22 protein-coding genes are annotated in these 25,765 nt (G+C 73.4%); 10 read left to right on the top strand and 12 right to left on the bottom strand.

Annotated elements, in window-relative coordinates:
* Positions 1–15: 15 nt before the first annotated feature.
* The 4 genes from lon to ACA514_RS04510 all read right to left on the bottom strand — a co-directional run bounded on the left by lon (position 16) and on the right by ACA514_RS04510 (position 5,862).
* Positions 16–2,412, bottom strand: a complete 2,397-nt coding sequence (lon, locus tag ACA514_RS04525; RefSeq protein WP_375039695.1) for an endopeptidase La — start codon at positions 2,410–2,412, stop codon at positions 16–18.
* Positions 2,413–2,697: 285 nt separating this feature from the next.
* A complete protein-coding gene (locus ACA514_RS04520) occupies positions 2,698–3,876 on the bottom strand; it encodes an FAD-dependent oxidoreductase (protein ID WP_375039694.1) in 1,179 nt (392 codons plus the stop codon).
* A gap of 4 nt (positions 3,877–3,880) precedes the next feature.
* Complete coding sequence (sigJ, locus tag ACA514_RS04515) at positions 3,881–4,798, bottom strand: RNA polymerase sigma factor SigJ (protein WP_375039693.1); 918 nt, start codon at positions 4,796–4,798, stop codon at positions 3,881–3,883.
* Between the two features lie 197 nt (positions 4,799–4,995).
* Entirely contained in the window at positions 4,996–5,862 is an 867-nt protein-coding gene (locus ACA514_RS04510) for a polysaccharide deacetylase family protein (protein WP_375039692.1), read from the bottom strand.
* 178 nt (positions 5,863–6,040) lie between these two features.
* Between ACA514_RS04510 and ACA514_RS04505 the strand changes: the two genes are divergently transcribed.
* Entirely contained in the window at positions 6,041–6,640 is a 600-nt protein-coding gene (locus tag ACA514_RS04505) for a TetR/AcrR family transcriptional regulator (RefSeq protein WP_375039691.1), read from the top strand.
* Between the two features lie 578 nt (positions 6,641–7,218).
* Positions 7,219–7,893: a hypothetical protein gene (locus ACA514_RS04500; RefSeq protein WP_375039690.1), complete on the top strand. Its 675-nt coding sequence runs from the start codon at positions 7,219–7,221 to the stop codon at positions 7,891–7,893.
* Positions 7,894–8,038: 145 nt separating this feature from the next.
* Here the strand turns inward: ACA514_RS04500 and ACA514_RS04495 are convergent, their stop codons facing one another.
* A complete protein-coding gene (locus tag ACA514_RS04495) occupies positions 8,039–8,470 on the bottom strand; it encodes a winged helix-turn-helix transcriptional regulator (RefSeq protein ID WP_375039689.1) in 432 nt (143 codons plus the stop codon).
* 79 nt (positions 8,471–8,549) lie between these two features.
* Here ACA514_RS04495 and ACA514_RS04490 point away from each other — a divergent pair, with 79 nt between their 5' ends.
* The 4 genes from ACA514_RS04490 to ACA514_RS04475 all read left to right on the top strand — a co-directional run bounded on the left by ACA514_RS04490 (position 8,550) and on the right by ACA514_RS04475 (position 11,376).
* Entirely contained in the window at positions 8,550–9,470 is a 921-nt protein-coding gene (locus ACA514_RS04490; RefSeq protein ID WP_375039688.1) for an NmrA family NAD(P)-binding protein, read from the top strand.
* 190 nt (positions 9,471–9,660) lie between these two features.
* Entirely contained in the window at positions 9,661–10,218 is a 558-nt protein-coding gene (locus ACA514_RS04485; protein WP_375039687.1) for a dihydrofolate reductase family protein, read from the top strand.
* A gap of 339 nt (positions 10,219–10,557) precedes the next feature.
* Positions 10,558–10,776: a hypothetical protein gene (locus tag ACA514_RS04480; protein ID WP_375039686.1), complete on the top strand. Its 219-nt coding sequence runs from the start codon at positions 10,558–10,560 to the stop codon at positions 10,774–10,776.
* 93 nt (positions 10,777–10,869) lie between these two features.
* Positions 10,870–11,376, top strand: a complete 507-nt coding sequence (locus ACA514_RS04475; protein WP_375039685.1) for an NUDIX hydrolase — start codon at positions 10,870–10,872, stop codon at positions 11,374–11,376.
* A gap of 505 nt (positions 11,377–11,881) precedes the next feature.
* Here the strand turns inward: ACA514_RS04475 and ACA514_RS04470 are convergent.
* From ACA514_RS04470 to ACA514_RS04460, 3 genes are all read right to left on the bottom strand, one after another.
* Positions 11,882–12,295, bottom strand: a complete 414-nt coding sequence (locus ACA514_RS04470; protein WP_375039684.1) for a DUF6461 domain-containing protein — start codon at positions 12,293–12,295, stop codon at positions 11,882–11,884.
* 165 nt (positions 12,296–12,460) lie between these two features.
* Entirely contained in the window at positions 12,461–13,741 is a 1,281-nt protein-coding gene (locus ACA514_RS04465; protein ID WP_375039683.1) for an alkyl sulfatase dimerization domain-containing protein, read from the bottom strand.
* Between the two features lie 11 nt (positions 13,742–13,752).
* Entirely contained in the window at positions 13,753–15,033 is a 1,281-nt protein-coding gene (locus tag ACA514_RS04460) for an MFS transporter (RefSeq protein ID WP_375039682.1), read from the bottom strand.
* A gap of 151 nt (positions 15,034–15,184) precedes the next feature.
* On the opposite strand from ACA514_RS04460, the gene ACA514_RS04455 reads away from it, so the two are divergent.
* Complete coding sequence (locus ACA514_RS04455) at positions 15,185–16,369, top strand: PucR family transcriptional regulator (RefSeq protein ID WP_375039681.1); 1,185 nt, start codon at positions 15,185–15,187, stop codon at positions 16,367–16,369.
* Between the two features lie 777 nt (positions 16,370–17,146).
* Here the strand turns inward: ACA514_RS04455 and ACA514_RS04450 are convergent.
* The 4 genes from ACA514_RS04450 to ACA514_RS04435 all read right to left on the bottom strand — a co-directional run bounded on the left by ACA514_RS04450 (position 17,147) and on the right by ACA514_RS04435 (position 20,315).
* On the bottom strand, positions 17,147–18,073 hold the full coding sequence (locus tag ACA514_RS04450; protein WP_375039680.1) for a GNAT family N-acetyltransferase: 927 nt from the start codon (positions 18,071–18,073) through the stop codon (positions 17,147–17,149).
* Between the two features lie 104 nt (positions 18,074–18,177).
* On the bottom strand, positions 18,178–18,528 hold the full coding sequence (locus ACA514_RS04445; RefSeq protein ID WP_375039679.1) for a DUF3817 domain-containing protein: 351 nt from the start codon (positions 18,526–18,528) through the stop codon (positions 18,178–18,180).
* Between the two features lie 94 nt (positions 18,529–18,622).
* On the bottom strand, positions 18,623–18,979 hold the full coding sequence (locus tag ACA514_RS04440) for a hypothetical protein (protein WP_375039678.1): 357 nt from the start codon (positions 18,977–18,979) through the stop codon (positions 18,623–18,625).
* Positions 18,980–19,049: 70 nt separating this feature from the next.
* Positions 19,050–20,315, bottom strand: coding sequence for a citrate/2-methylcitrate synthase (locus ACA514_RS04435; protein ID WP_375039839.1), 1,266 nt, complete (start codon positions 20,313–20,315; stop codon positions 19,050–19,052).
* A 64-nt stretch (positions 20,316–20,379) separates the two neighbouring features.
* On the opposite strand from ACA514_RS04435, the gene ACA514_RS04430 reads away from it, so the two are divergent.
* Genes ACA514_RS04430 through ACA514_RS04420 form a run of 3 tightly spaced genes read left to right on the top strand, consistent with a single transcriptional unit; the run spans position 20,380 to position 25,705 of the window.
* On the top strand, positions 20,380–21,621 hold the full coding sequence (locus ACA514_RS04430; protein WP_375039677.1) for a hypothetical protein: 1,242 nt from the start codon (positions 20,380–20,382) through the stop codon (positions 21,619–21,621).
* A gap of 50 nt (positions 21,622–21,671) precedes the next feature.
* Positions 21,672–23,054: an SWIM zinc finger family protein gene (locus ACA514_RS04425; RefSeq protein WP_375039676.1), complete on the top strand. Its 1,383-nt coding sequence runs from the start codon at positions 21,672–21,674 to the stop codon at positions 23,052–23,054.
* A complete protein-coding gene (locus ACA514_RS04420) occupies positions 23,051–25,705 on the top strand; it encodes a DUF6493 family protein (protein ID WP_375039675.1) in 2,655 nt (884 codons plus the stop codon). Before ACA514_RS04425 ends, ACA514_RS04420 begins: the two co-directional genes overlap by 4 nt.
* Positions 25,706–25,765 lie beyond the last annotated feature (60 nt).

The following is a 25,765-nucleotide window of genomic DNA, read 5'->3' as shown; positions in this document are numbered from 1 at the left end:
GTTCCCCTTCCCCGATCAGACCGCCACGGGCGTGGTGGCCGGCTCGAGAGCCAGGTCCAGCACCTCCCGGACGTCGCTGACGGCGTGGACCGTCATGGTGTCCAGCACCTCGGCCGGGACGTCCTCGAGGTCCGGCTCGTTGCGCTTCGGCACGATCGCGGTGGTGATGCCGAGCCGGGACGCGGCCAGCAGCTTCTGCTTCAGCCCCCCGATCGGCAGCACCCGCCCGGTCAGCGACACCTCGCCGGTCATCGCCACGTCCGACCGGACCGGCCGCCCCGACAGCAGCGACGCCAGCGCGGTCGTCATGGTGATGCCCGCGCTCGGGCCGTCCTTCGGGATCGCGCCGGCGGGCACGTGGACGTGCACGCCGCGGTCCTTCAGGTCGCCGACCGGCAGCTCCAGCTCCGCGCCGCGCGAGCGCAGGTAGCTGAGCGCGATCCGCGCCGACTCCTTCATGACGTCGCCGAGCTGCCCGGTCAGCGTCACGCCGGTGTCGCCGGTCTCCTTGTCGGCCAGCGACGCCTCGATGTACAGCACGTCGCCGCCCGCGCCGGTGACCGCCAGGCCCGTCGCGACGCCCGGCACGCCCGTCCGCCGCTCCGACCTGCTGAGCTCGACCTCCGGGGTGAACCGGGGCCGTCCCAGGTAGTCCTTCAGGTTGTCCGCGCCGATCGCGACCGGCAGCGCCGCCTTCTCCAGCGCCACGTTCGCCGCGACCTTCCGCAGCACCCGCGCGATCGACCGGTCCAGCGACCGGACGCCCGCCTCGCGGGTGTACTCCGCCGCCAGCAGCCGCAGCGCGTCGTCGCCGAACGTCACCTCCGACGCCTCCAGCCCGGCCTTGTCGAGCTGGCGCGGCAGCAGGTGGTCGCGGGCGATGGTGACCTTCTCGTGCTCGGTGTAGCCGTCCAGCTGGACGAGCTCCATCCGGTCGAGCAGCGGCCCGGGGATCGCCTCCACCACGTTCGCGGTCGCGAGGAACAGCACGTCGCTCAGGTCGAGCTCGACCTCCAGGTAGTGGTCGCGGAACGTGTGGTTCTGCTCGGGGTCGAGGACCTCCAGCAGCGCCGCGGTCGGGTCGCCCCGGTAGTCCGCGCCGACCTTGTCGACCTCGTCCAGCAGCACGACGGGGTTCATCGAGCCCGCCTCGCGGATCGCGCGGACGATCCGGCCCGGCAGCGCCCCCACGTACGTGCGCCGGTGACCGCGGATCTCCGCCTCGTCCCGGACGCCGCCGAGCGCGACGCGCACGAACTGGCGGCCCATCGCCCGCGCGACCGACTCGCCCAGCGAGGTCTTGCCGACCCCGGGAGGACCGGTCAGCGCCAGGACGGCGCCGCTCCGCCGCCCGCCCACGACGCCCAGGCCGCGCTCCTCGCGCCGCTTGCGCACGGCCAGGTACTCGATGATGCGCTCCTTGACGTCGTCGAGCCCGGCGTGGTCGGCGTCCAGGATCTCGCGCGCGCCCGCGATGTCGTAGGCGTCCTCGGTCCGCTCGTTCCACGGGATGTCGAGGACGGTGTCCAGCCAGGTGCGGATCCAGCCGCCCTCCGGCGAGGCGTCGGACGACCGCTCCAGCTTGTCGACCTCCTTCAGCGCCGCCTCGCGCACCTTCTCCGGGAGGTTCGCGGCCTCGATCCGGGCCCGGTAGTCGTCCTCCTCGTCGGCGGGGTCGCCGTTCAGCTCGGCCAGCTCCTTGCGGATGGCCTCCTGCTGCTGCCGCAGCAGGAACTCCCGCTGCGTCTTCTCCATGCCCTCCTGGACGTCCTTGCGGATGGTCTCCGCCACGTCCAGCTCGGCGAGGTGGTCGCGCGTCCAGCCGATGACCAGCTCGAGCCGCTCGACGACGTCGATCGTCTCCAGCACCTCGACCTTCTGCTCGGTCGTCAGGTACGGCGCGTACCCGGCGTTGTCGGCCAGCGTCGAGGGGTCGTCGATCTGCTGCACGACGTCCACGACCTGCCACGCGCCGCGCTTCTGCAGGATCGCGCTGACCAGGCCCTTGTACTCCTTGGCCAGCTCCTGCGCGCGCCCGCTCGCCGGCGGCGTCTCGATCGCGGCGCCCTCGACCCACAGCGCCGCGCCGGGTCCGGTCGTCCCGGTCCCGATCCGCACCCGCTGCACGCCGCGGACGACCACGCCGGGCTCCCCGCCCGGCAGCCGCCCCTCCTGCTCGATGACGCCGAGCGTGCCCACGCCGGCGTACTGCCCGTTCACCCGCGGCACCAGCAGCACCCGCGGCTTGCCCGCCGACCGGATGCCCGGCCCCTTGGGCTGCGCCACCGCCTTCGCGGCCTCGACGGCCGCCCGGACCTCGCCGCTCTCGGACAGGTCGAGGGGCACCACCATGCCCGGCAGAACGGCCCCGTCGTCCAGGGGCAGCACCGGCAGCGTCAGGGTCTCGCTCATGCTCAGCTCCAAGTCCGTCGTCGCGGCCCCCTCGGGAGGGACCGTCCCGGTCGCCCGGGAACCCAACATCAAGTTGAGTCATACACACTCAAGAAAACGGAGCAACTAATAATTTCCTCAGCAACGTTCGCTCTCAGCGATCAGCGTCGGGCCGGCCCGCCGTCCCGTCCGCGCGAACTCGCGGGTGGTCGTGCAACGTTCGGACCAAGCTTGCGATTCCGCCCGCGCCGGCGCCCCCGGACGTGGTCGTGGAACGCCCGGTCGCGGTGCGTCCGACGCGCATCCTCAGCGCGACGGACCGGGCCTTCCGCGGGTGGTCGCGAGGTGGGCGGCTTTGAGCGCGCTGGTGATGGAGACCTCCGCCAGGAAGCCGGGGGCGGCGGTCATGTCGCCGGCCAGGTAGCGGCCGTCCCCCCGGTCGATCGCGGGACGGTCACGCCAGGATCGGCCGGGAAGGTCGAGCGCACCGGTGCGGTGCAGGGCGGCCTGGTCGCGCCGCCAGGTCAGGCGATCAGGCCAGCCGGGCAGGGCGAGGTCGAAGAGGTCCTCGAGCCGCCGCAAGGCCCCCGTCTTGGACTCCCCGGGACGGACCGGCATCGCGGCCTGGATCAGCGCTTCGCCCCGCGGCCCCATGGACGGGTCGATTCCACTGACACGCTCAAGGAATCCGCCCTCGTCCAGGTCGAACAGCAGGAAGCGATCCGTGCGCGCCGGCCGGACGGCGATGTCGAGCAGGACGGCGTGCCCGCTGTGCCAGGCCAAGGCGTCGTCGTTCAGGAGACCACGAGCGGCGGCCAGGGTGGTGGCGATGATGACCGGGCCGTCCTCGGGCAGCTCGGTGACCCGGGACGAGGTGTGGATGCGCACGCCCAGCCCACGTGCATGCCGCACCATGCGGTCGACGACCGCGCCCCAGCCGCCGCGCGGGTAACGCGTGGCGGGGTAGCCGGCCCGCGCGACGCGCAGCAGCCGCTGGTGGGCGAACTCGGCGGACAGCGCGCCCGGGTCGGCGGTGTAGGTGGCCGGTCCCAGGACGCCCGCGGCCGCCTCGAACGCCTCCGTCCCGAACCGGTGGGTCGCCCAGGTGCGGAAGTCCTGGTCGGCGGGGGCGAGCGGACGGCGCCCGAGGGTGAGCATCCGGACGAACGACACCGGCGGCAGGACGCGTACCCGCCCGGAATGCCGGAAGCGCAGGCCGGCCAGGTGCTGCGGCAGGAGCCGTGCGGCGGGACCGGCCAGGCCGCGAGCGGCCAGCCAGCGCCAGGGTGCGCCGTCGGAGTAGAAGGCGTGGGTTCCGTCGTTCGCGATGTACGGGGACGCGGTGGAACGGGCCCGTCCGCCGAGGGTCGCGTGAGCTTCGTGCAGGACGACGTCCGCGCCCCGTTCGGCGCAGGCGATCGCCGCGGTGAGACCGGCGATGCCGCCGCCGATGATGGTGGTGGTGGTGGTACTGATGCGCGTCATGCGATCAAGGACGCAGCGCCCAGCCGTCCTGTGACAGGACTCCGGTGAGTTTCCGTGGATTGACGATGAGGTAGCAGGCGCTGATCGCGCCGTCGGTGACCTCCAGCTGGAAGCAGACGACGACGCGCTCTCCGGCGGTGAGCAGGATGGCGGGCAGGCCGTTGACGGTGGCCGGCCGGAACCCGATCGGCGCGGTCGCGTCCACCCCGACCGAGTCGAAGAACCCCGGCCGGAGCCGCAGTACCCGCAGCAGGAAACGCGCCACCGGTTCGGAGCCGGTGACGACCCGGCGCGGCGCCAGGGCCTCGCCGCCGCCGTCCGCGATCAGGCGGACGTCGGGGGCGAGCAGGGCCAGCAGCCCGTCCAGCGTCCCGTTCAGGCAGGCGCCGACGAACGCGTCGGTGACCCTGCGGTGGACGATCGGGTCCACGTCGAAGCGGGGCCGCCGGGCGCGCACGTTCGCCCTGGCGCGGGACGCGAGCTGCCGCACCGCCGGTTCGGCCCTGTCCAACGTCGCCGCGATCTCCGCGTACGGGAACCCGAAGATCTCCCGGAGGACGAACACCGCGCGCTCCAGCGGCGACAGCGTCTCCAGGACCACCAGCAACGCCAGCGACACCGATTCGGCACGGACGACGTCATCGGCGGCGTCGTCCACGGTGCGGAGCGGTTCGGGCAGCCACTCCCCGACGTAGGTCTCGCGGGCGGCCCGCACCCGGCGGAGCCGGTCGATGGCCAGCCGGGTGGTGACCTTCACCAGGAACGCCTCCGGATCGGCCACCGCCTCCGCGTCGACCTTGGACCAGCGCAGCCACGCCTCCTGCACCACGTCCTCAGCGTCGGTCACCCGGCCGAGCATGCGGTAGGCCACCCCCATCATCAGGTCACGATGGGCGGCGAACCCGTCCTCCTCACCATCCACGGCACGCCTCCCGTCCCGCGATGCCACCACGGGAAACCGTAACGGCCCGGTGCGGCCGCCGTGCTTCCGGCCGTCCCTTCAGGCGGCTGCGGGACGTAGGCGGCGCGGCGACGGCGACCACTCCTCCGCTCGCGCGGGGTTCCTCTGCTACAGGAATCAGGGCCCGGGATTGATGAAGTGTGGTGTCCTGGCCGGCGTCACGTCGCTTGGCCGGCGGTGGCGGCGTAGTGCGCGGCGATGTCGTCGCTGGTGGTGTTCCACACGCCAGGGTGGTTCACGACGTACTCGAGCGCCTGGTCGAGGTACTTCAGGCGGAACGCCTGGCCGGTGACGAACGGATGCAGGGCCAGGGCCATGACCCGCCCGCTGTGCTCGGAGTCGGCGTACAGCTGGTCGAGCTGGTCCTTGACGATCTGCACGAAGTCGGGGCCGCTGATGGAGTGGGCGGTGAACAGCCCCAGGTCGTTGAGCTCAAGGGTGTACGGGACGCTCATCATGCCGGGCACGTTCAGCCGGTACGGCTGGTCGTCGCTGGTCCAGTCCAGCAGGTAGTCCAGGCCGAGCTCGGCCAGCAGCGCCGGAGTCTGGAACGTTTCGCTCAGGGCCGGTCCCAGCCAACCGCGGGGACGCCGTCCGGTGGCCCTCTCGATGGTCTCGACGACGTCGGTCAGGTACGCCCGTTCCTGCGCCTCCACCTCGGGCTGCACGGTGGAGTTGTTCTTGCCGTGCGCGAGCCAGGCCCAGTCCCGGGCGGTGCCGGCCTCGATGATCTGCGGGTACTGCTCGGCGACGTCGGAGTTGAGCAGCACGCTCGGGCGTACGCCGTGGCGGTCGAACGCCTCGATCATCCGCCAGATCGCCACCCGGGGGCCGTAGTCGCGCCAACCGTGGTTCAGCGGGTCGGGCACGAGCTCCGCGGTCCCCTGGTTGATGCTGGTGGACGGTTTGCCCAGCACGAAGTGCTCGACGTTGAGCCCCACATAGAACGCTACGCGGGCCCCTCCGGGCCAGGCGATGGGCGGGCGTTCGGTGATCGGGCTGTAGTCGTAGAGCTCGTTGCGCATGAGATCTCTTTCCGGAGGGGGGTCCCGCTCACCTCGCGCGGGATCCGAACCGGTCCGTATCGCGATACGGACCGGTTCGGCTCTCCGGACGATACGGCAGTGCACCGAGGCGCTGTCAACACGGACCGGATCGTCTCCCGGGTGCGGTAGCTTGAGGGGCCAATGGAAACGAGGTGAGATGAGCCCTCCGCACACGCCCGATCCCGCCCGGCGCAACCCTCAGGCGACCGCCGCGATACTCGAGGCCGCGCTGGCCATGGCCAGCGAGAGCGGCCTGGCGAAGGTCAGCATCGAGGGCATCGCGGCGCGCGCGGGCGTCGGCAAGCGGACGATCTACCGCTGGTGGCCGTCCAAGGGCGCGGTCGTCCTGGACGCCTGGGCACAGCGCCTGGAGGACCGGCTTTTCAAGCACCTCCAATCAGCGCAGAGCGACGACTTCGAAGCCGACCTGAAGCGAATGGTCAAGGACTCCTGGCTCGGCGCGATCGGTGACTCGCGCCCCGTGCTGGCCTGGCTCGTCGGCGAGGCCCAGCACGACCCGGACCTCGCCATCGAACTGCGAGACCGCCTCATCGGTCCCGCCAGGGACCGGGTCGCCGTCCGGATCCGCCGCGCGCAGGACGAAGGACAGGTCGCCCCCGACATCGACCCGTACCGCGCCATCGATCTCATCTACGCCCAGTTGTACTACCGCCTCCTGGTCGCGCCCGGCCCGCACGACGAGGCGTTCACCGAAAGCGTCGCCGACCTCGCCCTGCGCGGGCTGCGGCCGCGCTGAGCAGGATCCACGTCAAGGGCTCCTCTCGCTGTCCCCTCCGCGTGCAAGGTCCAGCGGCGCGGTGGAGCAAGGGAAAACAGAGAGCGTTGTTCTACCTGCTCATTCCCGCCATGGCTTTCTCGATCCTTGGGGTGAATCTGCTCCACCCCATCAGGGCGAAGCGCCCGCACGCCCGGCGTCGCCGCCCGGTCGACGCCACCACGAGGCCGACGACGGGAGCGGGCTGGCGAGCCACCACCCTGTCAGCCACGCGACGAGCCGGGACATTGCGCGCCCCCCGGCCGCCGTCTCGCCGGACACGGCGCTGGACGAATCAAAGGCATCGGACGCCATGCCGCGATCATAAGCGTCCGCATTCCGAAGCGTCGCCCACGCATAATCGGCGATGAGGTCCGTCAAAGCGCACGCGTCAGAACGGACACCGGAGCGGCGGCGCGGCGCACGGTGACGGCCTTCGATCATTGGCCCCGAACCACGTATTGATCTTGACCGATGATCGTTTTACCGTGGCCTCGTCCGCTCGTTGATCTTCGGGCGCCCTGGTCGCTCCAGGCGGCCCCAAGGAGGCTTCACCCCCCATGCCTTCCACTTTTTCGCGCTCCGGCGCCACGTCCCCGCGCCGCTCGCGCGCCCTCCGCGCCCTGCCGGCCGTCGTCTCGGCGGCCGCCGTGCCCCTGGCGCTGGCCGCACCGGCCGCGCACGCCGCCACCAGCACCTGGCGCGTCACCACCACCGCCGACACCGCCTTCAAGTCCACCGCCGACGTGACACTGCGCACGGCGGCCGGCAAGACCTTGTTCACCTGCGCCGGGGCCGGGCAGTACGGCCACGTTCCCAAGCTGACGTCCACCGCCGCCACCCCGGTCGTCGTCAAGACCGGCAGCGTGTTCGGCACATGTGCGGACTCCCAGGGCACGCGGAGCACCTTCTTCGGCGGCACGCCCGCCTTCGGGACCATCGACTACACCGCGACCGGCTACAACGCCACCACCGGCACCACCGCCCTCACCGCCGCCAACACCGACGGCATTCCGATCACCGTGGCGTTCAGCACCCCCGACTGCGCCATCTACCTCAACAAGTTCGCCGCGACCTACACCAACAGCACCCACACCCTGAAGCTCACCAGCGGCACGGTCTCCAATGTCACCGCCGGCTGCTTCGGAGGCACCGTCAAGACCGGCGACACCCTCGCCCTCACCGGCGACTTCAAGCTGGACCCGGCCGTCACCATCACCCGCACCACCGCCTGACCCCGCACCGGCGCCGAGCCCCCGCCGGCCGGCCCTAGCCGGCACGGCCCGCGAATCGGCGGCGCCGCAGGGCCTTCGACGCCCGGCCGCGCCCCCGGTTCGGTAGTTGCCGTGGCCGTCCGCGCGGGCCTGGCCCCGTCCGCACCTACCTGGCCCGTGCAGTGGGCACGTTCGGGTCGGCGGCCTCGGCGTCCCAGCGGGCGCGGGCGTCGCCGAGGGCCTCCTTGTGATCGCGTGACCAGTCCGCGAGGGCTTGGACGGCGTCGGAGAAGCTGCGCCCCATCGGGGTGAGGCGGTAGTCGGTCCGCGGCGGGATGGTCGGGTAGACGGTCCGCTCGACCAGGCCGTCCCGGCAGAGCCGCTTGGTGGTCAGCGTCAGCATGCGCTGCGAGATCCCCGGGATCGCCCGCTCGAGCTCGCCGAACCGCCGCACGCCCTTCGACAGCTCGACGACGACCAGGACCGACCATCGGTCGCCGAGCCGGTCGAGCACGTCCCGGATACCGCAGTCGTCATCGCCGCAAGGCCCGGGAAGCGCGTCGACCTGGGAACTTACGGCGGTGTTCGTGACCGACATCAGAATGCCTCCTTACGGCTCCGCCGATTTGCGCGGATCCTCGGAACTGCTTTCACTGATCAACGCAGGGAGTGTCCCGATGATTCTCGTTACCGGTGTTTCCGGGTCGCTCGGCGGCCTGATCCTGGACGGCCTGTCCGCGGTCGACGGCCTCGAAGTGGCGGCGGGCACCAGCTCCGGCGGCGGCTCGACCGCTCGCCGGGTCGACTTCGACGACCCCGCGAGCCTGGCCGGAGCCTTTCAGGGCGTCGACGTGCTGGTGTTCGTCTCCGCCGGGTACGCGGAGGACGACGTGGTCCTGGCCCGTCATGGGGCGGTGGTCGACGCGGCCGCCGCAGCGGGGGTCCGGCATGTCGTCTACACGAGCCTGGCGGGCTCGGGCGAGCTGACGTCGCTCGCGCTGGCGCACCGCTGGACCGAGGCGCGCCTGGCCGCGGCGCCGTTCGACGTGACGGTCCTGCGCAACGGGCTGTACGCCGAGACGCCGGTGGGGCTGGCGGTGATGGGCGCCGCCTCCGCCGCCGAGACCGGTGTCTTCGCCGCCCCGCTGGGGGCGGGCCGGGTGTCGGTCGTCGCCAGGGAGGATCTCGCGGACGTGGCGGTCCGCGTCGCGGCCGAAACGCAGGAGGACCTCGCGGCGGGCGGGCGCGGCCGTCACGCCGGGAAGACGTACGAACTGGAGGGGGTCACGGCGGTCGGGGGCCTGGACATCGCCGAGATGCTCACCGAGACGCTCGGCCGTCCGGTCGACTACCGGCCGATCCCGCTCGGCGAAACACGGGAAGGGCTGGCGGCCTTCGGCCTTGAGCCCTACCAGGCCGGACACTCCCTCTCGCTGTTCGCGAACATCAACGCGGGTTTCATGGAAGCCCGCGACACCGACCTGACCGGCCTGCTGAAGACCGAGCCCCGGTCCGTCCGCGACCTCCTCGTCAAGGCGGTCGAGGCGGGCGGCTTCCGGTCCCGGTCGGTCACCGCCCGCCCGCTGCAAGCGACCTGATCAGCCACGGCCCCGAACGCGTCGGCGCACCGCGCGGCCCTTCCGCGCGGTGCGCCTGAAAGACCGGCAGCGTGTTCGAGGCGCTCGGCCTGCCGGAGAAGATTTCCGTCGACGAGTTCCGCCGAAGGCGATGAGTCGGGTCGGTGCCGCCGGTACATACGGCTGAGCATCGACCGAAGGGACGTCCATCGTGAGCGTCATCGTCATTCAGTTCATCACTCTGGACGGAATCGTGTCCGACCCGGACGGGTTCGGGGGCACGCCGACCGGCGGCTGGGCGTTCCGGCACGGCCCCGAGACGGTCGCCGGGGACAAGTTCCGGCTCGGGAGCACCCTGGACGAGGGGGTGATGCTGCTGGGGCGGACGACCTGGCAGCTGTTCTCGCGGCTCTGGCCGGGACGCGACGACCCGTTCTCCGCGCGAATGAACGCCGCCCGGAAGCTGGTCGCCTCCCGCACCCTGACCGACGCGTCGGCGTGGGGGAACTCCCAGGTCATCGATGGCAGCCTGGTGGACGCCGTCAAACGCGAGCGGTGCGATGTGATCGTCACTGGAAGCGTGAGCGTCGTGCGCGCGCTGATGGCCGAGGATCTGATCGACGAGTACCGGCTCCTGACCTTCCCCACGGTCCTCGGCACCGGCGAGCGGCTCTTCCCCACCGACGGCCCGCCCACGTACCTGGAGTGCCTGTCGGCCGAGCAGGCCGGCGCCGCCGTCCTCACGCGATACGGAAGGACGGCAGGATGACGGTCCTCCTCCTGGCGCCGTAGCGGGTGCGGGCAACAACCATCGGTCGATGCCCGACACCTCCTCGGCGGCCTGACGCACTACGGCTACGTCGGGCCCGCGGAGATTCTCGAGCAGGTCGCGGCCGACCGCCGCGGGCAAGGCATCACCTCCCACGACGACCTCGCCGGCTGGCTGGCACGGCAGCCCGAGGAAGATCGAACGGAGCCTTTCACCTTCGTCGTCGACCTGACCGGCACTCTGCGTCTCGCTCCGCGGCGGAGCGAGCACGTCGCGTGCGCCGGCGGCGAGCCCGTCCTGAGCGCGGGCGAGATCACCTTCGTCCGCGAGCATGGCCGCTTGATCGTCGGCGAGATCAGCAACCAGTCGACCGGGTACTGCCCCGATGTCATCTCCTGGCCGGCCGTCGCGGCGGCGCTCGACCGGGCCGGCGTCGACCACCCGGCCGCGTTCACCCGGCCCATCGTCTTCCGCCGCTGTCCTCAGTGCGGCCAAAGCAACATCGTCAAAGACGACCACTACGTCTGCGCTCTCTGCGAGACGCCCCTCAATGCCTAGAACATCGACCAGCCGGTCGGCGGCGCCACCGGAATCGCCGACCATCCGCAAGGAAGCCTTCGTCCGGAACGGGCGCCGCCTACCCTGTCTCCCATGGGCCGGGCATTGGCGGTGGATGCGGAGGGCAACGCCCTGACCGCGTTCCTGCCCGCCGTTTCCACTTCCGAGGTCCCCAGCGACGCTCCGATGCCCGCCGCCTTGGTCGTCGTCCGCCACGGAACGTCCGTTCCCCTGGTCTTCGACCGACACCGCCGCCAATGGGAGCTTCCGGGCGGCCGGATCGACCCCGGCGAGAGCTCCCTGCAAGCGGCCGTCCGGGAACTGTGCGAAGAGACCGGCTTGCATCTGCCCGCCCTCGCTCTCGTTGGCCACGCCCGCTTCCGCCTCGTCGATCCGGCCCGCGACGAGTACGCCGCCGTCTACGCCGGGCAGGTCACCGCCCGCCACCGGTTCGTCCCCAACGACGAGATCAGCGCGATCCGCTGGTGGGACACCACCACCGCGCCGCCCGCCGGCGCCCAGCCCCTCGACACCACCCTCGCCCGGCTCAGCCTGCGAGCGGCACCAGGAGGTGCGGCTCGTCCAGAGACTCCGGGGTGAGCGCGACACCCGTCAGCCGTTCCGCGAGTGCGAGCACGCCCGGGGCTTGGACGGTTCCGCCCAGGCCCGGCAGCGGCAGGCCGAGGGACGACGACGCGCAACCCGTCGAACGGCTGATCGGCGAAGAGGAGGGCGGAGCGGGCGGCGGAGACCGCGCCGTACGCGGAGGCCAGCGGGTTCGGACCGTCCGCCGCCCTCACCGCCTCGACGGCCTTCACGCGCGGCATGCCGTCGCGCGTCCTCTGCCACTCGTCCGTCAATGCGCGGACGAGTGCGCCGAGGTCGGCAGGACGTCCCGCGAGCGCGGCGGCGACCTCTGGAAGTTCCAGCGCACCGACCGCTTCCGCCGCGTACCGGGCTGCGGCCAGAGCGGTCCGGCGCAGGGTCGGGGTGCCGGCGTGACGAAGGGCGTGGCCGATGAGCGGCTCGTCGAAGGACAGTGAGTCGACCTCGCCGAGGAAGTTCTCGTCCGGCAGATCGTCCTCCCATTCCGTGATCGGGACGATCAGGAATTCGCCGCGCAGCCGATCGCCGGGTCGTCCCATGGGATTCCGGCGATCTCCTCGGCGAAACGGTCCGGGTCGGCACCACTCCGCCGCTCCGGCCACGTCGACTCGAATGCCGTCAGCACTCGGCCGCCGGCGGCGTAAGCGAAGCGGCCTGGATTGTCGGGATACCAGTACACGTTGACGGCCCGCGCATCCAAGGCGAGACGGCGCAGCACCTCACGCCGGGAGCCCTGGTGACCGTTGTCCTCGACGGCGATCACCCAGTCGCCCACCCGGCGGACCGCGACCTGCGGACCCGCCTCGTCGAAGGAATCGCCGAGCTCGTCGAGGCCGCCGCGGCGCGCCTCGTTCAGGCGGCCGCCGTACGCGCGTGCCACGGCATCGACGTCCCGGGTCTCGATCAGGGTCACCGATGCCGACATGCCGAGCAGGTCGGACCAGGAAATCGGATTCGTCACGGCGCATTGCTAACAGGCATGGCCGACAGTCCGGAAGGCCGGCCCACTCCCGTTCTGCGCGCCGTCACCTGGCACGAAGGGGACGCCGCGACACACGGCGTCTCCCTCCAGGATGGGTCAGGAGATGAGTTTGCCGAGGGTGGCGGGGGTTTCCTTTTGGCCGGTGGCGCGGCGGGACTCGTCGGCGGCCCACTTGAAGACGCCCGTGGCCATGAGCGACGGCTCGGACTCGGCGCGGGCGGCGTAGACCTCGGCGCGGGCCTCGTGCAGGGACGCGTCGTCCGGGTCGGCCTGGACGGCCATCTCGGCGAGGTGGGCGGCCAGGCGCAGGTCGCCGCCGGCGGCGGCGCGGCGGGCCGCGTCGGCGATCTCGGCGGCTCCGCCGGCCAGGGACGCGACGGCGCGGGCGACCTCGGCGTCGCGGGCGGGCTTGAGGTGGGCGGGGTTGCCGTCGTACCAGCCGCCGTACATGCGCCAGAGGTTGCGGACGATGAACTCGGGCTCGTCGTACTTGGCCTGCAGGTAGACGCGGTCGGACAGGTGCGCGGGCGGGGCGACGGCGTGCACGATGTCGTCGAGGCGGCGGCCCTCGTTCAGCATGGCGAGGGTCTGGTCGATGATGCTCTCCAGCCATTCGGCGGTCTCGATGAGCGCCTGGGCGATCCGGTCGGCGCCGAAGATCGGCGCGCCGTGCGACGGCATCATGATCTCGGCGCCGAGGGCGGCCATGCGGCGCAGGGCGTGCGCCCACTCGCGGGGGTAGCGCTGCACCTTCTGCGGGTTGCCGCAGTTGGGGGTGAGCCAGATGAACAGGTCGCCGGGCAGCAGCAGCTTGTACTCGGGGACGTAGGCGACGGTGGCGTCGTCGGTCTCCCCCTTGGCGTGGAAGAGGTCGAAGGTGAGGCCGGCGCGGGTGACGGTCAGCGCGTCGCGGTAGGTGACGTCGGGGTGCCGGTACTCGGTGGGCCAGCGCAGGTCGGGGGCCTGGAACTGGCGCTGGTTGATCACCGAGTTGTAGCCGGCGGTCAGGACGTACCGGTCGAAGCGGTCGCGGACGAGCTCGTGCGCGACGACCTGGGTGCGCGGGCCGTCCTCGGCGTCGAACGGCCCCATGCCCATGACGTGGTCGATGTGGCCGTGCGAGTAGAAGGCGAGGGTGAGCGGGTCGGGCGTCCAGGCGCGGATGCGGTCGTGCAGCTTCGCGGCGGTGAGCTGGTTGCCGGTGTCGAACAGGATGAGCTCGCCGGCGTTGCGGAAGGCGATGACGTTGCCGAAGCCGGGCTGCCAGCCGAGGCCGTCGGCGATCTCGATGACGCCGGAGCCGCCCATGCCGGTGTGCACGATGCTGTCGTCGGCCGTGCCGAGCCAGACCTTGTCCGCGTAGTCCTTGATGTCCATGATGCTTCCTTTCAGTGGGTGAGCACGGCGGGCGCCGGGGGCGCGTCGAGCGAGGCGCGGTCGTGGGCCGGGCGGATCAGCGCGGCGGCCAGCAGCCCGCCGCAGATCATCAGGGCGGCGCCGAGGTCGAAGGCGTGCCGGAAGCCGGCCGCCTCGGTCGCCGCGGCGTCCACGATCGCGCCGGTGAGCAGCGGGCCGAACGCGCCGGCGGTGGAGGCGGCCGCGGTGACGATGCCGAGCAGCGCGCCGCGCCGGGCGGCCGGGACGAGCTCGGACAGCGCGGCCTGCATCAGCCCGAAGAACGCGTTCCCGACGGTGAAGGCGATCATCATGACGAGGATCAGGCCCGCTCCCCCGCCGACCCGGGTGACCAGCGGCGTCGCGAGGCCGGAGGTCACGACGGCGGCGCCGCCGAGGACGCCGCGCGCGGTCCGGCTCGTCCGGCCGGCGCGCATCATCCGGGTGGAGGCGTAGCCGACGGCGAGCATGAACCCGATGCCGACGACCTGCGTCCCGGCCGCGATCAGGCTCGCCTTCTCCAGCTCGATGCCGTGCACGCGCTGCAGGTACTGCGGGAGCCAGGTGACGGCGACGGCCATCGTCCAGAACCCGGCGAAGCCCGCCGCGAGGCCGCCGAGGACGGTGCCGCGGGTGAGGAGCCGCCGGTAGGGGACGCGGGGCCCGTCGGCCGGGGTCCCGGCGCGGGACGCGTACGGGCCCTCGCCGCCGAGGCCGAGCCAGGCGAGCAGCCACAGCACGCCGAGGACGCCGGTGAGGGCGAAGGCGGCGCGCCAGCCGAGCCGGGTGACCACGACCGCCAGCAGCGGCGCGCCGATCGCGACGCCGGCCGCGCCGCCGACGGTGAGCAGGCTGCCGGGCAGCGCGCGCTCCCGGTCGGGGAACCAGCCGAACGCGGTGTGGTTGGCGGTCGCGAACGCGGGGCCCTCGGCCGCGCCGAGCGTGACCCGGGTGACCAGCAGGGCGCCGAGCCCGGCCGCCGGCAGCCCGGCGGCGAGCTGGGAGACGCTCCACACCGCGACGAGGACGGCCAGCAGCCGGCGCGCGGGCACCCGGTCGGCGAGGAGGCCGACGACGATGCCGGACACGCTGAACAGCAGGTAGAAGGCGCTGCCGAGGGAGCCGAACTCGGTGTCGGACAGCCCGAGGTCGTCCCGGACGTGCTTGCCGGCGAGCCCGAGGACGGTCTTGTCCATGAAGTTGATCATCATGAAGAGGACGAGCAGCACCAGGATCGTCCGGGCTCGGCGGGACGACGCGGGCGGATCCACCATGCGACGGGGCTCCATTCGGACGGCGGGGTGGTACGGATCACCCTTCCGCCCGGCGGCGCGCGGCGGCAACCGGCGTTTCTCCCGCGTTCGTCCGTTTCGGCTGTGACATGTCACAATCAGCGGCAGGGAGGTCGCCATCGAGGAGGAGCGGGTGCGGCGGGCCGCGGCGGAGCTAGCGGCGCGCTGCGAGGGGCAGGTGAACCGGCTCGCGCGGGAGCTGGCGGAGCGGCGCTTCGCCGCGATCCCCGACTACGCCGACCTGCCCGCGGACATGCGGGACCTGGAGATCGCGGCGACCGCCCGGTACGCGATCCGGCAGTTCCTGCGGATGGCCGCCGGCACCCCCGTCGACCGGGACGATCTGCGCCTGTTCCGCGAGCGCGCCGCGCAGCGGGCCGAGGAGGGCGTCCCCCTGGCGACGCTGCTGACCACGTACCACATCGGCGCCGAGGTCATCTGGGACGCACTGGTCGCCGAGGCCCGCCCCGACGAGACGGACGCGCTGCTGATGCTGGCCCGCCTCCAGTTGCGCGGCACCAACCGGGTCGTCGTCGCGGTGACCGAGGCGTACCAGGCGGAGCGGGCGGCGCTGCTGGACGAGCGGCGCGAGGCCGTCCGCGACGTGGCGCGGGCCCTGCTCGCCGGGGAGGCGGCCGGTGCGGCCGCGGCCCGGTACGGGATCCCTCTCGCGGACGCGTATCTGGTGCTCGACCTGCGCCTCAAGGACGGGCCGGCGAACGCGGGCGTCGCGGAGCGCCGCGTGCTGCGGCGGATCCGCGCGGGCCTGGAGGGGTTCGGCGAGGGCACACCGCTGATGCTGCCGGACGAGCGCGGCGTGCGCGTCCTGCTGCCGTCGCACGCGGCCGAGCGGCTGCCCGAACTGGCGCGGCTCCTCGTCGGCGCGGGCACCCCGGACGTGCCCGTGATCGCCGGCGCGGCCCGCTCGCAGGGCACGGCGGACGTCCCGGACGCGTCCCGGCAGGCCGCCCGGATCGCCGGCATCGCGCAGGCCACCGGACGGCCCGCCGGCGTGTACGAGCTGGGCGACGTCCTGCTCGACTACCACCTGACCGGCCCCGGCGACAGCGGCCGCGTCGTCGCCGCCGCGCTGGACCCCCTCGACGCCCACCCCGAACTGCTGGAGACGCTCCGCGCGTTCCTCGACGGCGACATGGACCGCCGCCGGGCGGCCGCCGCGCTCGCCGTGCATCCCAACACCGTCGACAACCGGCTCGCCCGCATCGCCCGCCTCGTCGGCGCCGATCCGCGCACCACGCGCGGCATGCTGCTGTGCGCCACCGCGCTCACGCTCCGTGGCCGCGGCGGCCGGGCGTAGGGACCGCCGGCCTGTCAGCGGGCAATGCCCCGGCAAAGACCTCCAGACGATCATGATTCTTTGGGCACCCCCGGTTTACGCCCGCATGACGTGCGGGTACTTACCGCAACGAGTTCGTGACACAGGGTGAACGGCAGACCACTGGGACGGCAAAGTCCCAGGTCGGATCGGGGAGGTGGGCAATGACCGGCACACAGCGTGAGCAGCGTCCCACCGATCCGGCGCACCGTCCGCCGTACGGCCCGGCCGGCGCGGCCGAGGGCGTTCCCGTGATCGGCCGGCAGGGCACGCGGCGTCCCCCGACGCGCGCCCTGCCGGCCGGCCGCGGCGACACACCTCGGGTCCTCGGCCGCACCGGACCGGTCCGGGCCTCCCGTCGCGACCAACACCGGGCGCCGGTGCCGTACGCCCCCGCGGCGCCGGCGCCCCTCACCGCCGGGCCGGCGGCCCCGCCGACCTGCGCCGCCGGCCCGGCCCCAACGCCCCCGTCCGTCCGGGCGCCCTCGTGGTGCCCGCCTCCTGAAGCCGGACGGGCCGTCACGCCCCCGTCCGGCCGGGCTCGGGAGGGAGGTGGGAATCAGCCCTGATCGAAGCCGGCGCTACGCCGGTGCACCAGGCGGCCGGAACTCCGTCCGACCCCCGTCCCGGCCGCCCACACGCAGTAAGGGATCGCTGCGGGACCGAGCCCGTGAAGGCAAGAGCGCCTTCACGGGCCTCGGTTCGTTCCCAGGCCCCCGCTCCGGCGGCCGCGCTCCGGAACGGGCCTACCCCGGCAGGTCAGAGCTTCTTGCGCCAGACCTGCCCGTGCACCACGTCGCCGAAGCGGGCGACCGGCGGCTCCTCCTCTTCCAGCACGAACCCGGCCCGCTCGTAGATGCGGTGCGCGGGGCGCTGCAGCGCCGTCGTCCACAGCATGAGCTCGCGGTACCCGACCTCGGTGGCGAACCGGACGCACTCGCCGACCAGCGCGGCGCCGACGCCCATGCCGCGGGTGCCGGGCTCGACGTGCAGCAGGCGCAGCTGGGCGACGTCGTCCTCGCGCCGGACGCAGAAGACCGCGCCGACGCGGTCGCCACCGGCGGTCTCGGCGATCCACGCGCTCTCCCGCTCCGGGTCGTGGTCCTCGACGTAGCCGGCCACGACCCGGGCGACGAGGGCCTCGTAGGTACGGTCCCAGCCGCACTCCTCGGCATAGAGGGCGCCGTTGCGCTCCACCACCCAGCCGAGGTCGCCGGGGGCGAGCGGGCGCAGGGCGAAGCCGTCCGCGCGGGCATGGTCGCCGAGGACGCTCTGGACGGTGCGCATCGCGGCCAGCAGGCGCCGCCGGTCGTCCTCCGACAGGCCTTCCAGCAGCGTGCTGATCTCGGCGCTGGACCGCTCGTCCAGCATCGCCTGCACCTCGCGGCCCCGCCCGGTGAGCCGGACGACCTGCCGGCGGGCGTCGCCGGGGGCGCGCTCGCGGACCACCAGGCCGTCGTTCTCGAAGCGGGTGAGCATCCGGCTGAGGTAGCCGGGGTCGAGGTCGAGCGTGCGGCGCAGGGCCAGCACCTCGGTGTCCTCCCGCTGCGCCAGTTCGAAGATCACCCGGGCCTCGGTCAGGGAGTAGGGCGAGCGCACCAGCCCCTCGCCGAGCACCCCGATCACCCCGGTGTAGAACCGGTTGAACCCGCGGACCGTGCCGACCTCCGCCGCGGACGCCGCCATCGCGCCACCTCCCACGTTTGACTCAGTCAAACGTTACTCCGCGGGGGACGGATGATCCAGCCCTCGGGGGATCGAACGCCGGGCGAACCGGGCGCGGGGAGGTGTCAGGCGCGGGAGGAGTCGGCTCCGGACGGCTCGGGCTCCGCCGCCCCGGCGGGCCGCACCTGGCGGGCCTCGGTCACGACCTTGCGCTCGACCCAGAACGTCATCAGCGGCACGACGCCGCCGAGCACGATCAGCACCATCTTGCTCAGCGGCCAGTCAGCCCGCCGCCACACGTCGTAGGCCGCCACCAGGTAGACCATGTAGAACAGCCCGTGGACGGGCGCCACGATGCCCGCCATCGCGGGCATGTCGGTCCGACCGTACTTCAGGATCATGCCGATCACCAGCAGCACCAGCAGGCTGCCGACGAGCAGGGCCAGGATCCGGTACCGGGTCACCGCGCCTTCCACAGTTCACACCTTTCCTCGGCCGGCCGCTTCCGGCGGCCCGCACACATCGGACGGCCCCGCGCCGGCCGCGGCGCCGCCCGCCGGGCGGCGCGGGTCAGCCGCGCCGGTCGGTCTGGGAGTTGAGCCGCGCGAGGTAGCGGTTGTAGGCCGCGAGCGCGGGGTCCTCCTCCTCCTGCTGCCGGATGATCTCGCGCTTGACCGCGGCCTCGGCCGGCTCCTCGATCACCCTGGGCGCCGGGGACACGCCGGCCTTCTCGTCGCGGATCATCTTGATCCACATCACGATCACGAAGATCGCGAAGATCGGCCATTCGAAGGTGTACGCCCAGCTGCGGTCGTTGCCGGCCTGGGCGCGGTCGTACTGCCACCAGCCGAAGCCGATGAACGCGCCGCACAGCAGGACCGCGATCGCATGCAGTCCGAGCCAGCCGGGGGTGAGGAACCGTCGCACGTCAACGAGCGTACCCCCGGTCCCGCGCCGGCCGCGCACAACCCCCGGATGGCCGCGGACGCGGCGGCGGTCACCGTTTCCGCCCGGGCCGGCGCGGTGCGGACGCGGCGTCCGGGAGCGGCGGCCCGGTGTAGACGGCGCGGGGGCGCAGCGGGTGCGCCCCGCCGTACTCCTCCAGGGCGTGCGCGATCCATCCGGCGGTGCGCGCGACGGCGAACACCGCCTCCCCCGCGCCCGGGACGAATCCGGCGACCGCGCCGAGCACCGCCACGGCGAAGTCGATGTTCGCGGTGGGCAGCCGGCGCCGGGACGCCTCGTCCAGGACGGCCTCGGCGGCGGCGAGCCGCGGGTGGCCCGGCGCCGCCGCCCGGACCAGGTCCAGCAGCAGCGTCGCGCGTCCGTCGCCCGACTTGTAGACCACGTGTCCGAAGCCGGGGACGCGCTCGCCGGCGCGCAGCCGCCCGCCGATCACCTGGGCGGCCGAGGCCGGGGCGGCGACCTCCGCGAGCAGCCGTTCCGCCCCGTAGGACGCGCCGCCGTGCAGCGGCCCGCTCAGCACGCCGAGCCCGGACGCGACGACGGCGTACGGGTCGGCGCGCACCGACGCGGCCACGCGCGCCGCCAGCGTGGAGGCCGCCAGCTCGTGGTCGGCCAGCAGGATCAGCGCCGCCTCCAGCGCCCGCAGCGTCCCCGCCTCCGGCGGGCGCGGGCACAGCCTCCCCCACAACCGGGCCGCCACCCCCTCCTCGGCGAGTCGCGGACGCGGGTTCACGGCGGGCAGGGCCTCGACCAGGCCGGCGATGAGGGAGCGGGCGGTGCCGGTGACGCCCTCCGGGTCCAGGTGGTGGCGGAGCGGGTCCGCGGCGGCGAGCGCGGCGACGATCAGCTGGAGGCGGTCGAGCGGGAGCAGCCCCTCGGGCAGGCCGGACTGCGCGGCGACGGCCGCCGCGACGCCCTCGTCCCGCGCCCGCCAGGGCTCCTCCCCCGCGCCGTCGCGGCCCGTCCAGAGCCAGCCGGCGACGTCCTCGAACGTGCCGGACTCCGCGAGGCCGAGGACGTCGCGGCCCCGGTAGTAGGGCCGGTCGCCACCGAGCGCGGTGATCGCGGACTCGATCGCGAGCTCTCCCGGGCCGGGCCCGCGGCGGGGTTTCCCGCGCCGGGCCAGCTCCTCCACCTGCGCGGCGTCGAACAGGCTGCGCCTGCCGTCCGGGGCGTGCCGCCGGCGCAGCACGCCGCGGCTGACGTAGGCGTACAACGTGGCGGGCTTCACACCGAGCCGCTCGGCGGCGGCCGCCGCGTCGATCCACCCGGCCACCTGGTCGTCCGCGCCCATCATCACCTCATCGACATTGATTTTAATCAATATTGATACATATGGATCCCGATGTCAATCTGAGGGCATGCCACAGATTCACTTCCTCGACGTCAGCAACCGCGACGGCGTCCAGACGGCCCGGACCGGGCTGTCGAAGTTCGGCAAGACGATGGTGAACTTCTACCTGGGACGGCTCGGCGTCGCGCAGTCCGAGATCGGCTTCCCGTTCCTGTTCCACGAGGTCCCCTACGTCCGGGCGCAGATCGCGCTGGCGGAGGCGGGCGCGTTCGGCGACCTGCGGCTGTCGGGCTGGTGCCGGGGCGTGCCGCAGGACGTGGAGAAGGCCGTCCAGGTCCGGGCCGGCGGCAAGGGCCTCGCGCACTACAACCTGTCCATCTCCACGTCCGACTACATGCTCGCGAACAAGTTCCGCGGGAAGCTGGACCGGGACGCCGTCATCCGCGAGATGACCGCGGCCGTCCGCGCCGCCAAGGCGGGCGGCGCGCGGACCGTCGGGGTCAACGCCGAGGACGGCTCCCGCACCGACGACGGCTTCCTCACCGAGTTCGCGCTCGCCGCCAAGGAGGCGGGCGCCGACCGCGTCCGCTACTGCGACACCATCGGCGGCGACACCCCGGACCGCATCCGGGAGCGCTTCGCCAAGCTCGCCTCCGCCGTCGGCATGCCGGTCGAGACGCACTGCCACAACGACCTCGGCCTCGCCGTCGCCAACTCCGTCCACGGCGCGCTCGGCGACCTGCAGGCCGGCCAGGACGCCTGGATCAACACCTGCGTCAACGGCATCGGCGAACGCTCCGGCAACGCCGACCTGCTGTCCACCATCCTCGCGTTCCGGCACGCCTTCGACCCGCAGCTGACCGGCGCCGAGATCGGCGACCCGATCGACCTGTCGTGGGCGCGCCGCTTCGCGCTGTGGGCGGGCTACGCCTTCGGCCAGCCGCTCCCCTACAACCAGGTCGGCGTCGGGCGGAACGCCTTCGCGCACGAGTCGGGCATCCACGCCGACGGCGCGCTGAAGGACCACGGCAACTACGAGCTGTACGACGAGGAGACCCTCGGCCCGTTCCCCGACGACTGGCACGCCCGGCGCGGCCGGGTCGTCCTGACGGGCGAGTACGGCGGCAAGGCCGGATTCCGGCACGTCATGGACGGTCTCGGTGTCGAACCCGTCGACGAGGAGCTGTCCTTCAAGCTCGTCCAGCTCTGCAACGCTCAGACCAGCCGGCCCCTCACCGACGACGAACTCCGCCTCATCGCCGAATACCCCCGCGAACTGGCCCTTCTGTTCCCGGGCGCCATCGAGTGATTCGCCCGTTCCAGCGCTTTTGTCGTCGGTGATCTCTACCTTGTGGAGGCATGGCGAGCGGTGCTGCGGCGACACAGGCGTATTCCTACACGCGTCCCTCCGGGCTGGACGGCGGCCTTCTCGGGCTGTCGACGTCCGGGGGGACGACGAGCATGGGGCCGCGGGCCCATCCGCACTTCTTCAGCGGGGTGCTCACCGAGGCGGCGCCGGCCGCGGCGGCACTGATCGCGCTGGCCGACGTGGCGAAGACCCGCTACTTCCAGCCGCGCCCCACCGGATTCCGCGACCCGGTGGTCACCTGCAACGGCGACCGGCTGCGGATGGAGTCGTTCTCCGCGTGCGGCGGCGTCTACGCGCGGCTCGACGTGCTGGAACCCGCGCTGGACGGTGACGTGCTCGAACGCGGCACCACCAACGTGGACGTCAACGGCCCGCTGCGGGAGGCCCTCGCCCGCGTCGGCGGGTCCGACCCGCTGCACCTCGCGGTCGGTGCCGAGGAGCTGGCGGTCACCACGCTGGACGGCGCGGTCGTGGAGAAGAAGGTGCCGCTGCCCGAGCGGTGGCTGCGCGGGTTCGCCGAGGTCCAGGTGATCACGGCCGGGTTCGATCCGCGGGCCGAGCTGAAGGGCCCGGACGCCGTGCGGTTCCTGCGGTCGCTGCCGGCCCGGCAGCGCGGGGCGCTGTGGGCGGTGCCGGCCGGGCGGACGCTGCGGCTGTCGTCGCGTCCGGCGCCCGGGGCGGTGTGCCTGGCCGGGCCGGACCGGCTGCGGACCATGCTCCCGCTGCTGCGGTTCGCCCGCGCGCTGCGCGCGTACGGGCCGGCCGTCGCCGCGGCGAGCGGGCCGGTGGCGAGCGTGTGGGAGCTTGAGCTGCCCGGGATGCGGTACTTCCTGACGCTGTCGCCCGAGCATGCGCGCGGTTTCTCCGGCGAGGGCGCGGTCCTCGACGCCCTGGCGGCGGACGAGGTCGCGGGAGACGCCGACCTGGTCGGCGCGCTGCTGTCGTTCGAACCGCGCGTGGACCCGGACCTGCTGTCCGAGCGGTCGGGCCTGTCGCTCGAGCGGACGAGGGCGGCGCTGACGCAGCTCGGCACGTCCGGACGCGTCGGCTTCGACACCGCCGAGGCCGCGTTCTTCCACCGCGAGCTGCCCTACGACGCGGCGCGCGTCGCCGCGCTCAACCCGCGTCTGCGGTCGGCGAGGGCGCTGGTCGAGACCGGCGCCGTCCGGTTCACCGGCGACGGCACGGCGGTCGTGGCCACCGACGGCGGCGAGCGCCGCGTCCGGTTCGAGGAGGAACGGGTCACCTGCACGTGCCCGTGGTGGTTCGATCACCGGGGTGAACGCGGCCCGTGCAAGCACGTCCTCGCGGCCACGATCGTCCGGCGCGACGGCGAGCTCCTCGCCGGGCTGGACGCGGAGGCGGCGCGATGAGCTGGGACGAGATCCGCGACGCGATCGACGCCAAGGACACCGGCCGGGTCATGGCCCTGGTCTCCGAGCTCGACACGGCAGGACGCAAGGAGGTCGCCGACCGGCTCCCCGGCCGGCTGAAGGAGATGCGCGACGCGACCCGGTGGGGAGACCTGGAAAGGGGCTTCCACCAGCCGCTGATGCTGGCCGGGGCGGGCACGATCGGCGGGGCCGCCGCCGTGGCGGCCTGGCTGTGCCGCCGCGAGTTCGACTCGTGGTGGATGCGCTCCCAGGGCCCCCGGCTGCGCCGGGACCTGGACGCGGTCACCGCGCACCGACCGGCGGAGTGGCGGGCGGACGCCGGCCGCCGCATCGCCGAGCGCATCCGGGTGACCGACTTCTCGGAGGAGGCGCTGCCGCGGTGGCACATGGCGGCGGGCCTCACCCTGTCGGCGGACGCCGCGCCCCCGGCGGCGGACGCCTTCGTCGTGATGTGGGTGAGCGGCGGGGCGGACCCGACGGCCCTCGCCGACGACCCGTTCCTGGACGCGCTCGTCCCCCGCTTGTTCGAGGCGGACGGCGTCGGCGCCGCCCTCGCGTTCGACCGGAGCACCGCGGCGTGGGCCGGGGATCGCGGAACCTGGGCCGACGCGCTGGCCGAGCTGGCCGCCACGGGACGGATCGCCCGCGACACGCTGCTCGACGGCTGCGTCCGGCGGTTCCTGCGCGGCGGCACGCCGCACGAGCTGCGCTGGTTCGCGCAGTTGCACGAGCTCCTGGATCCCGCGGACGAGGAGGTCGCCGCGCGTGTGCGCGACTACGCCCGGCTGCTGCCGTCCGCGCCGTCGACGGTCGCGGACCTGGCGCTGCGGGCCGTCCGCCGGGCCGACGGGCTGGAGCTGGTCGGCGAGCCGCTGTTCGAGGAGGCGGCGGGCGCGGTGCTGTTCCGGCCGGAGAACAAGCTGGTCCGCGCCGGCCTGAGCTGGGCCGACCGGACGGCGCGCAAGCGCGACCGGGTGGACGCCACGCTCCGCGCCGTCACCGCCGTGTTCTCGTCCGACGTCCTCGACCTGCGGGAACGCGCCGTCAAGATCGCCGTCAAGCATGCCGGCAGGGCGTCGGCCGAGGCCCGCGAAGAGGTCCGGAACGCCGCCGCCGGGCTGCCGGGCGACCTGCGCGCCGCCATCAGCGCATCGTTCGGCGCGGTGGACGCCGGCACCGAGGCCGCGGCGCCGGGCGGGCCGCCCCCGTTCGTCCCGCGCGAGATGCCCGCGCCGATCGGCTCCCTCTCCGATCTGGCCGGGGAGTTCGACGCCCTGCTGCGCACCGAGCACCCGGACGGAATCGCGGTCGAACGCTTCCTGGCCGCGCTCGTGGAGTTCGCCTACGAGGACATCGACGCCGCCCGGAACGCCATGCGTCCCGTGGTGACCACGATGCCCTGGCTGGCGAATCCGGACGTGCCGATAGGCAACCACCACGAGGACAACTGGCCGCTGCTCGCCGTCCGGTGCCTCCTCGTCCCGAAGTCGACCGGCGGGCTGATCAAGGCGCTCGCCGCGTTCGTCAAGGGCTGGACGCGCAAGGGCGGGACCGTCTTCGACCCGCAGATGGACCGGTTCCTCGCCCTGCGCGGGCGGGAGATCGCCGCCGCCGTGGGCACGGCGCCGGTGCTGCTGGCGACGCCGACCGCGGCCTCCGGCCACCTCGACCCGGACGTGCTCGTCGGACGGTTCGAACGGCTGGAGGCGGCGGGCGCCGAACCGGGCCGGGCGGAACTGGCGCAGGCGATGCTCCGCGTCCCGCGGGAGATCGACCCGGCCGCCGCCGCCCGCGCGAAGGGCCTGACGTCCGAGGCCGGGCAGGCGATGGCCGCATGGCTCGCCGAGGGACCGCCGGCCGACCCGGACGTCCGGTGCGAGATCCTCGCAGAGCCGGAGGCGACCCTCGGCGACCGCGCGCTCCGCCTCCCGTCCCGCGTCCTGTCGGCCGTCGCCATGCCCGGAGACACCGACGTCGCGCGCCTGTGCGCCTTTCCCGAAGAGGGCTGGCGGGACCTCGGGCGGCCGACGTACTCCTCGTTCTTCGCCCGGTGGCCGGGGATCACGCCGTCGCACCGGGAGATCGCCGCCGCCCACCTCGTCCCGTACCAGGCGCGCATGACCGACGAGAACTGGCTGCAGGGCCCGACGATGCTCGCCCTCGCGGAGGCCGACGGGCCCGCCGGAGCCGCCACCGGGACACTGCTCGCCTTCACCCTGGCCAACCGGCACGAACGCCATCGCACCGACGCCGTGGACGCCCTGCTCGCCCTAAGCGCGCGCGGCGTCATGCCCGCCGCCGAGACCGGCGCCGCGATCGGCAGGCTCACCGCCGCCGACCGCATCAAGCTCGGCCGGGTCGTGAAGGCGCTCGGCACCGCCGCCGACGCCGGCGCGCACGCGGACGTCTGGTCGACGATCGCCACCGCACTGCCCGAGGTTCTTCCCGCGCCGGGCGGACGCGCCCCGACCGGCCTCCCCGACCTGCTCGCCCTCGGCACCCGCACGGCCGAGACGCTCGGTGCGCGCGGCGCGATCCCCGCACTGGAGGCCGTCGCCGGGCGCGGCGGGTCGAGCCGGCTGGTGAAGGAGGCCGCCCGGCTGCACCGGACCCTCACGGCCGCAACCTGACGGCCCGCCCCGGTGTTGATGTGAATGTCGGACCCGCGTGGCAGGCTGAACGAACCGGAA

The sequence above is a fragment of the Actinomadura sp. NTSP31 genome, from assembly GCF_041951385.1.
Classification (GTDB): domain Bacteria; phylum Actinomycetota; class Actinomycetes; order Streptosporangiales; family Streptosporangiaceae; genus Spirillospora; species Spirillospora napierensis.
This window is presented reverse-complemented; position numbering and strand designations above follow the sequence as displayed.

Excerpts from the sequence above, each read along its gene's own strand:
- lon (WP_375039695.1), bottom strand. The coding sequence starts at position 2,412 with ATGAGCGAGACCCTGACGCTGCCGGTGCTGCCCCTGGACGACGGGGCC.
- ACA514_RS04520 (WP_375039694.1), bottom strand. The coding sequence starts at position 3,876 with ATGACGCGCATCAGTACCACCACCACCACCATCATCGGCGGCGGCATC.
- ACA514_RS04510 (WP_375039692.1), bottom strand. The coding sequence starts at position 5,862 with ATGCGCAACGAGCTCTACGACTACAGCCCGATCACCGAACGCCCGCCC.
- ACA514_RS04505 (WP_375039691.1), top strand. The coding sequence starts at position 6,041 with ATGAGCCCTCCGCACACGCCCGATCCCGCCCGGCGCAACCCTCAGGCG.
- ACA514_RS04500 (WP_375039690.1), top strand. The coding sequence starts at position 7,219 with ATGCCTTCCACTTTTTCGCGCTCCGGCGCCACGTCCCCGCGCCGCTCG.
- ACA514_RS04495 (WP_375039689.1), bottom strand. The coding sequence starts at position 8,470 with ATGTCGGTCACGAACACCGCCGTAAGTTCCCAGGTCGACGCGCTTCCC.
- ACA514_RS04490 (WP_375039688.1), top strand. The coding sequence starts at position 8,550 with ATGATTCTCGTTACCGGTGTTTCCGGGTCGCTCGGCGGCCTGATCCTG.
- ACA514_RS04475 (WP_375039685.1), top strand. The coding sequence starts at position 10,870 with ATGGGCCGGGCATTGGCGGTGGATGCGGAGGGCAACGCCCTGACCGCG.
- ACA514_RS04465 (WP_375039683.1), bottom strand. The coding sequence starts at position 13,741 with ATGGACATCAAGGACTACGCGGACAAGGTCTGGCTCGGCACGGCCGAC.
- ACA514_RS04460 (WP_375039682.1), bottom strand. The coding sequence starts at position 15,033 with ATGGTGGATCCGCCCGCGTCGTCCCGCCGAGCCCGGACGATCCTGGTG.
- ACA514_RS04450 (WP_375039680.1), bottom strand. The coding sequence starts at position 18,073 with ATGGCGGCGTCCGCGGCGGAGGTCGGCACGGTCCGCGGGTTCAACCGG.
- ACA514_RS04435 (WP_375039839.1), bottom strand. The coding sequence starts at position 20,315 with ATGATGGGCGCGGACGACCAGGTGGCCGGGTGGATCGACGCGGCGGCC.
- ACA514_RS04430 (WP_375039677.1), top strand. The coding sequence starts at position 20,380 with ATGCCACAGATTCACTTCCTCGACGTCAGCAACCGCGACGGCGTCCAG.
- ACA514_RS04425 (WP_375039676.1), top strand. The coding sequence starts at position 21,672 with ATGGCGAGCGGTGCTGCGGCGACACAGGCGTATTCCTACACGCGTCCC.
- ACA514_RS04420 (WP_375039675.1), top strand. The coding sequence starts at position 23,051 with ATGAGCTGGGACGAGATCCGCGACGCGATCGACGCCAAGGACACCGGC.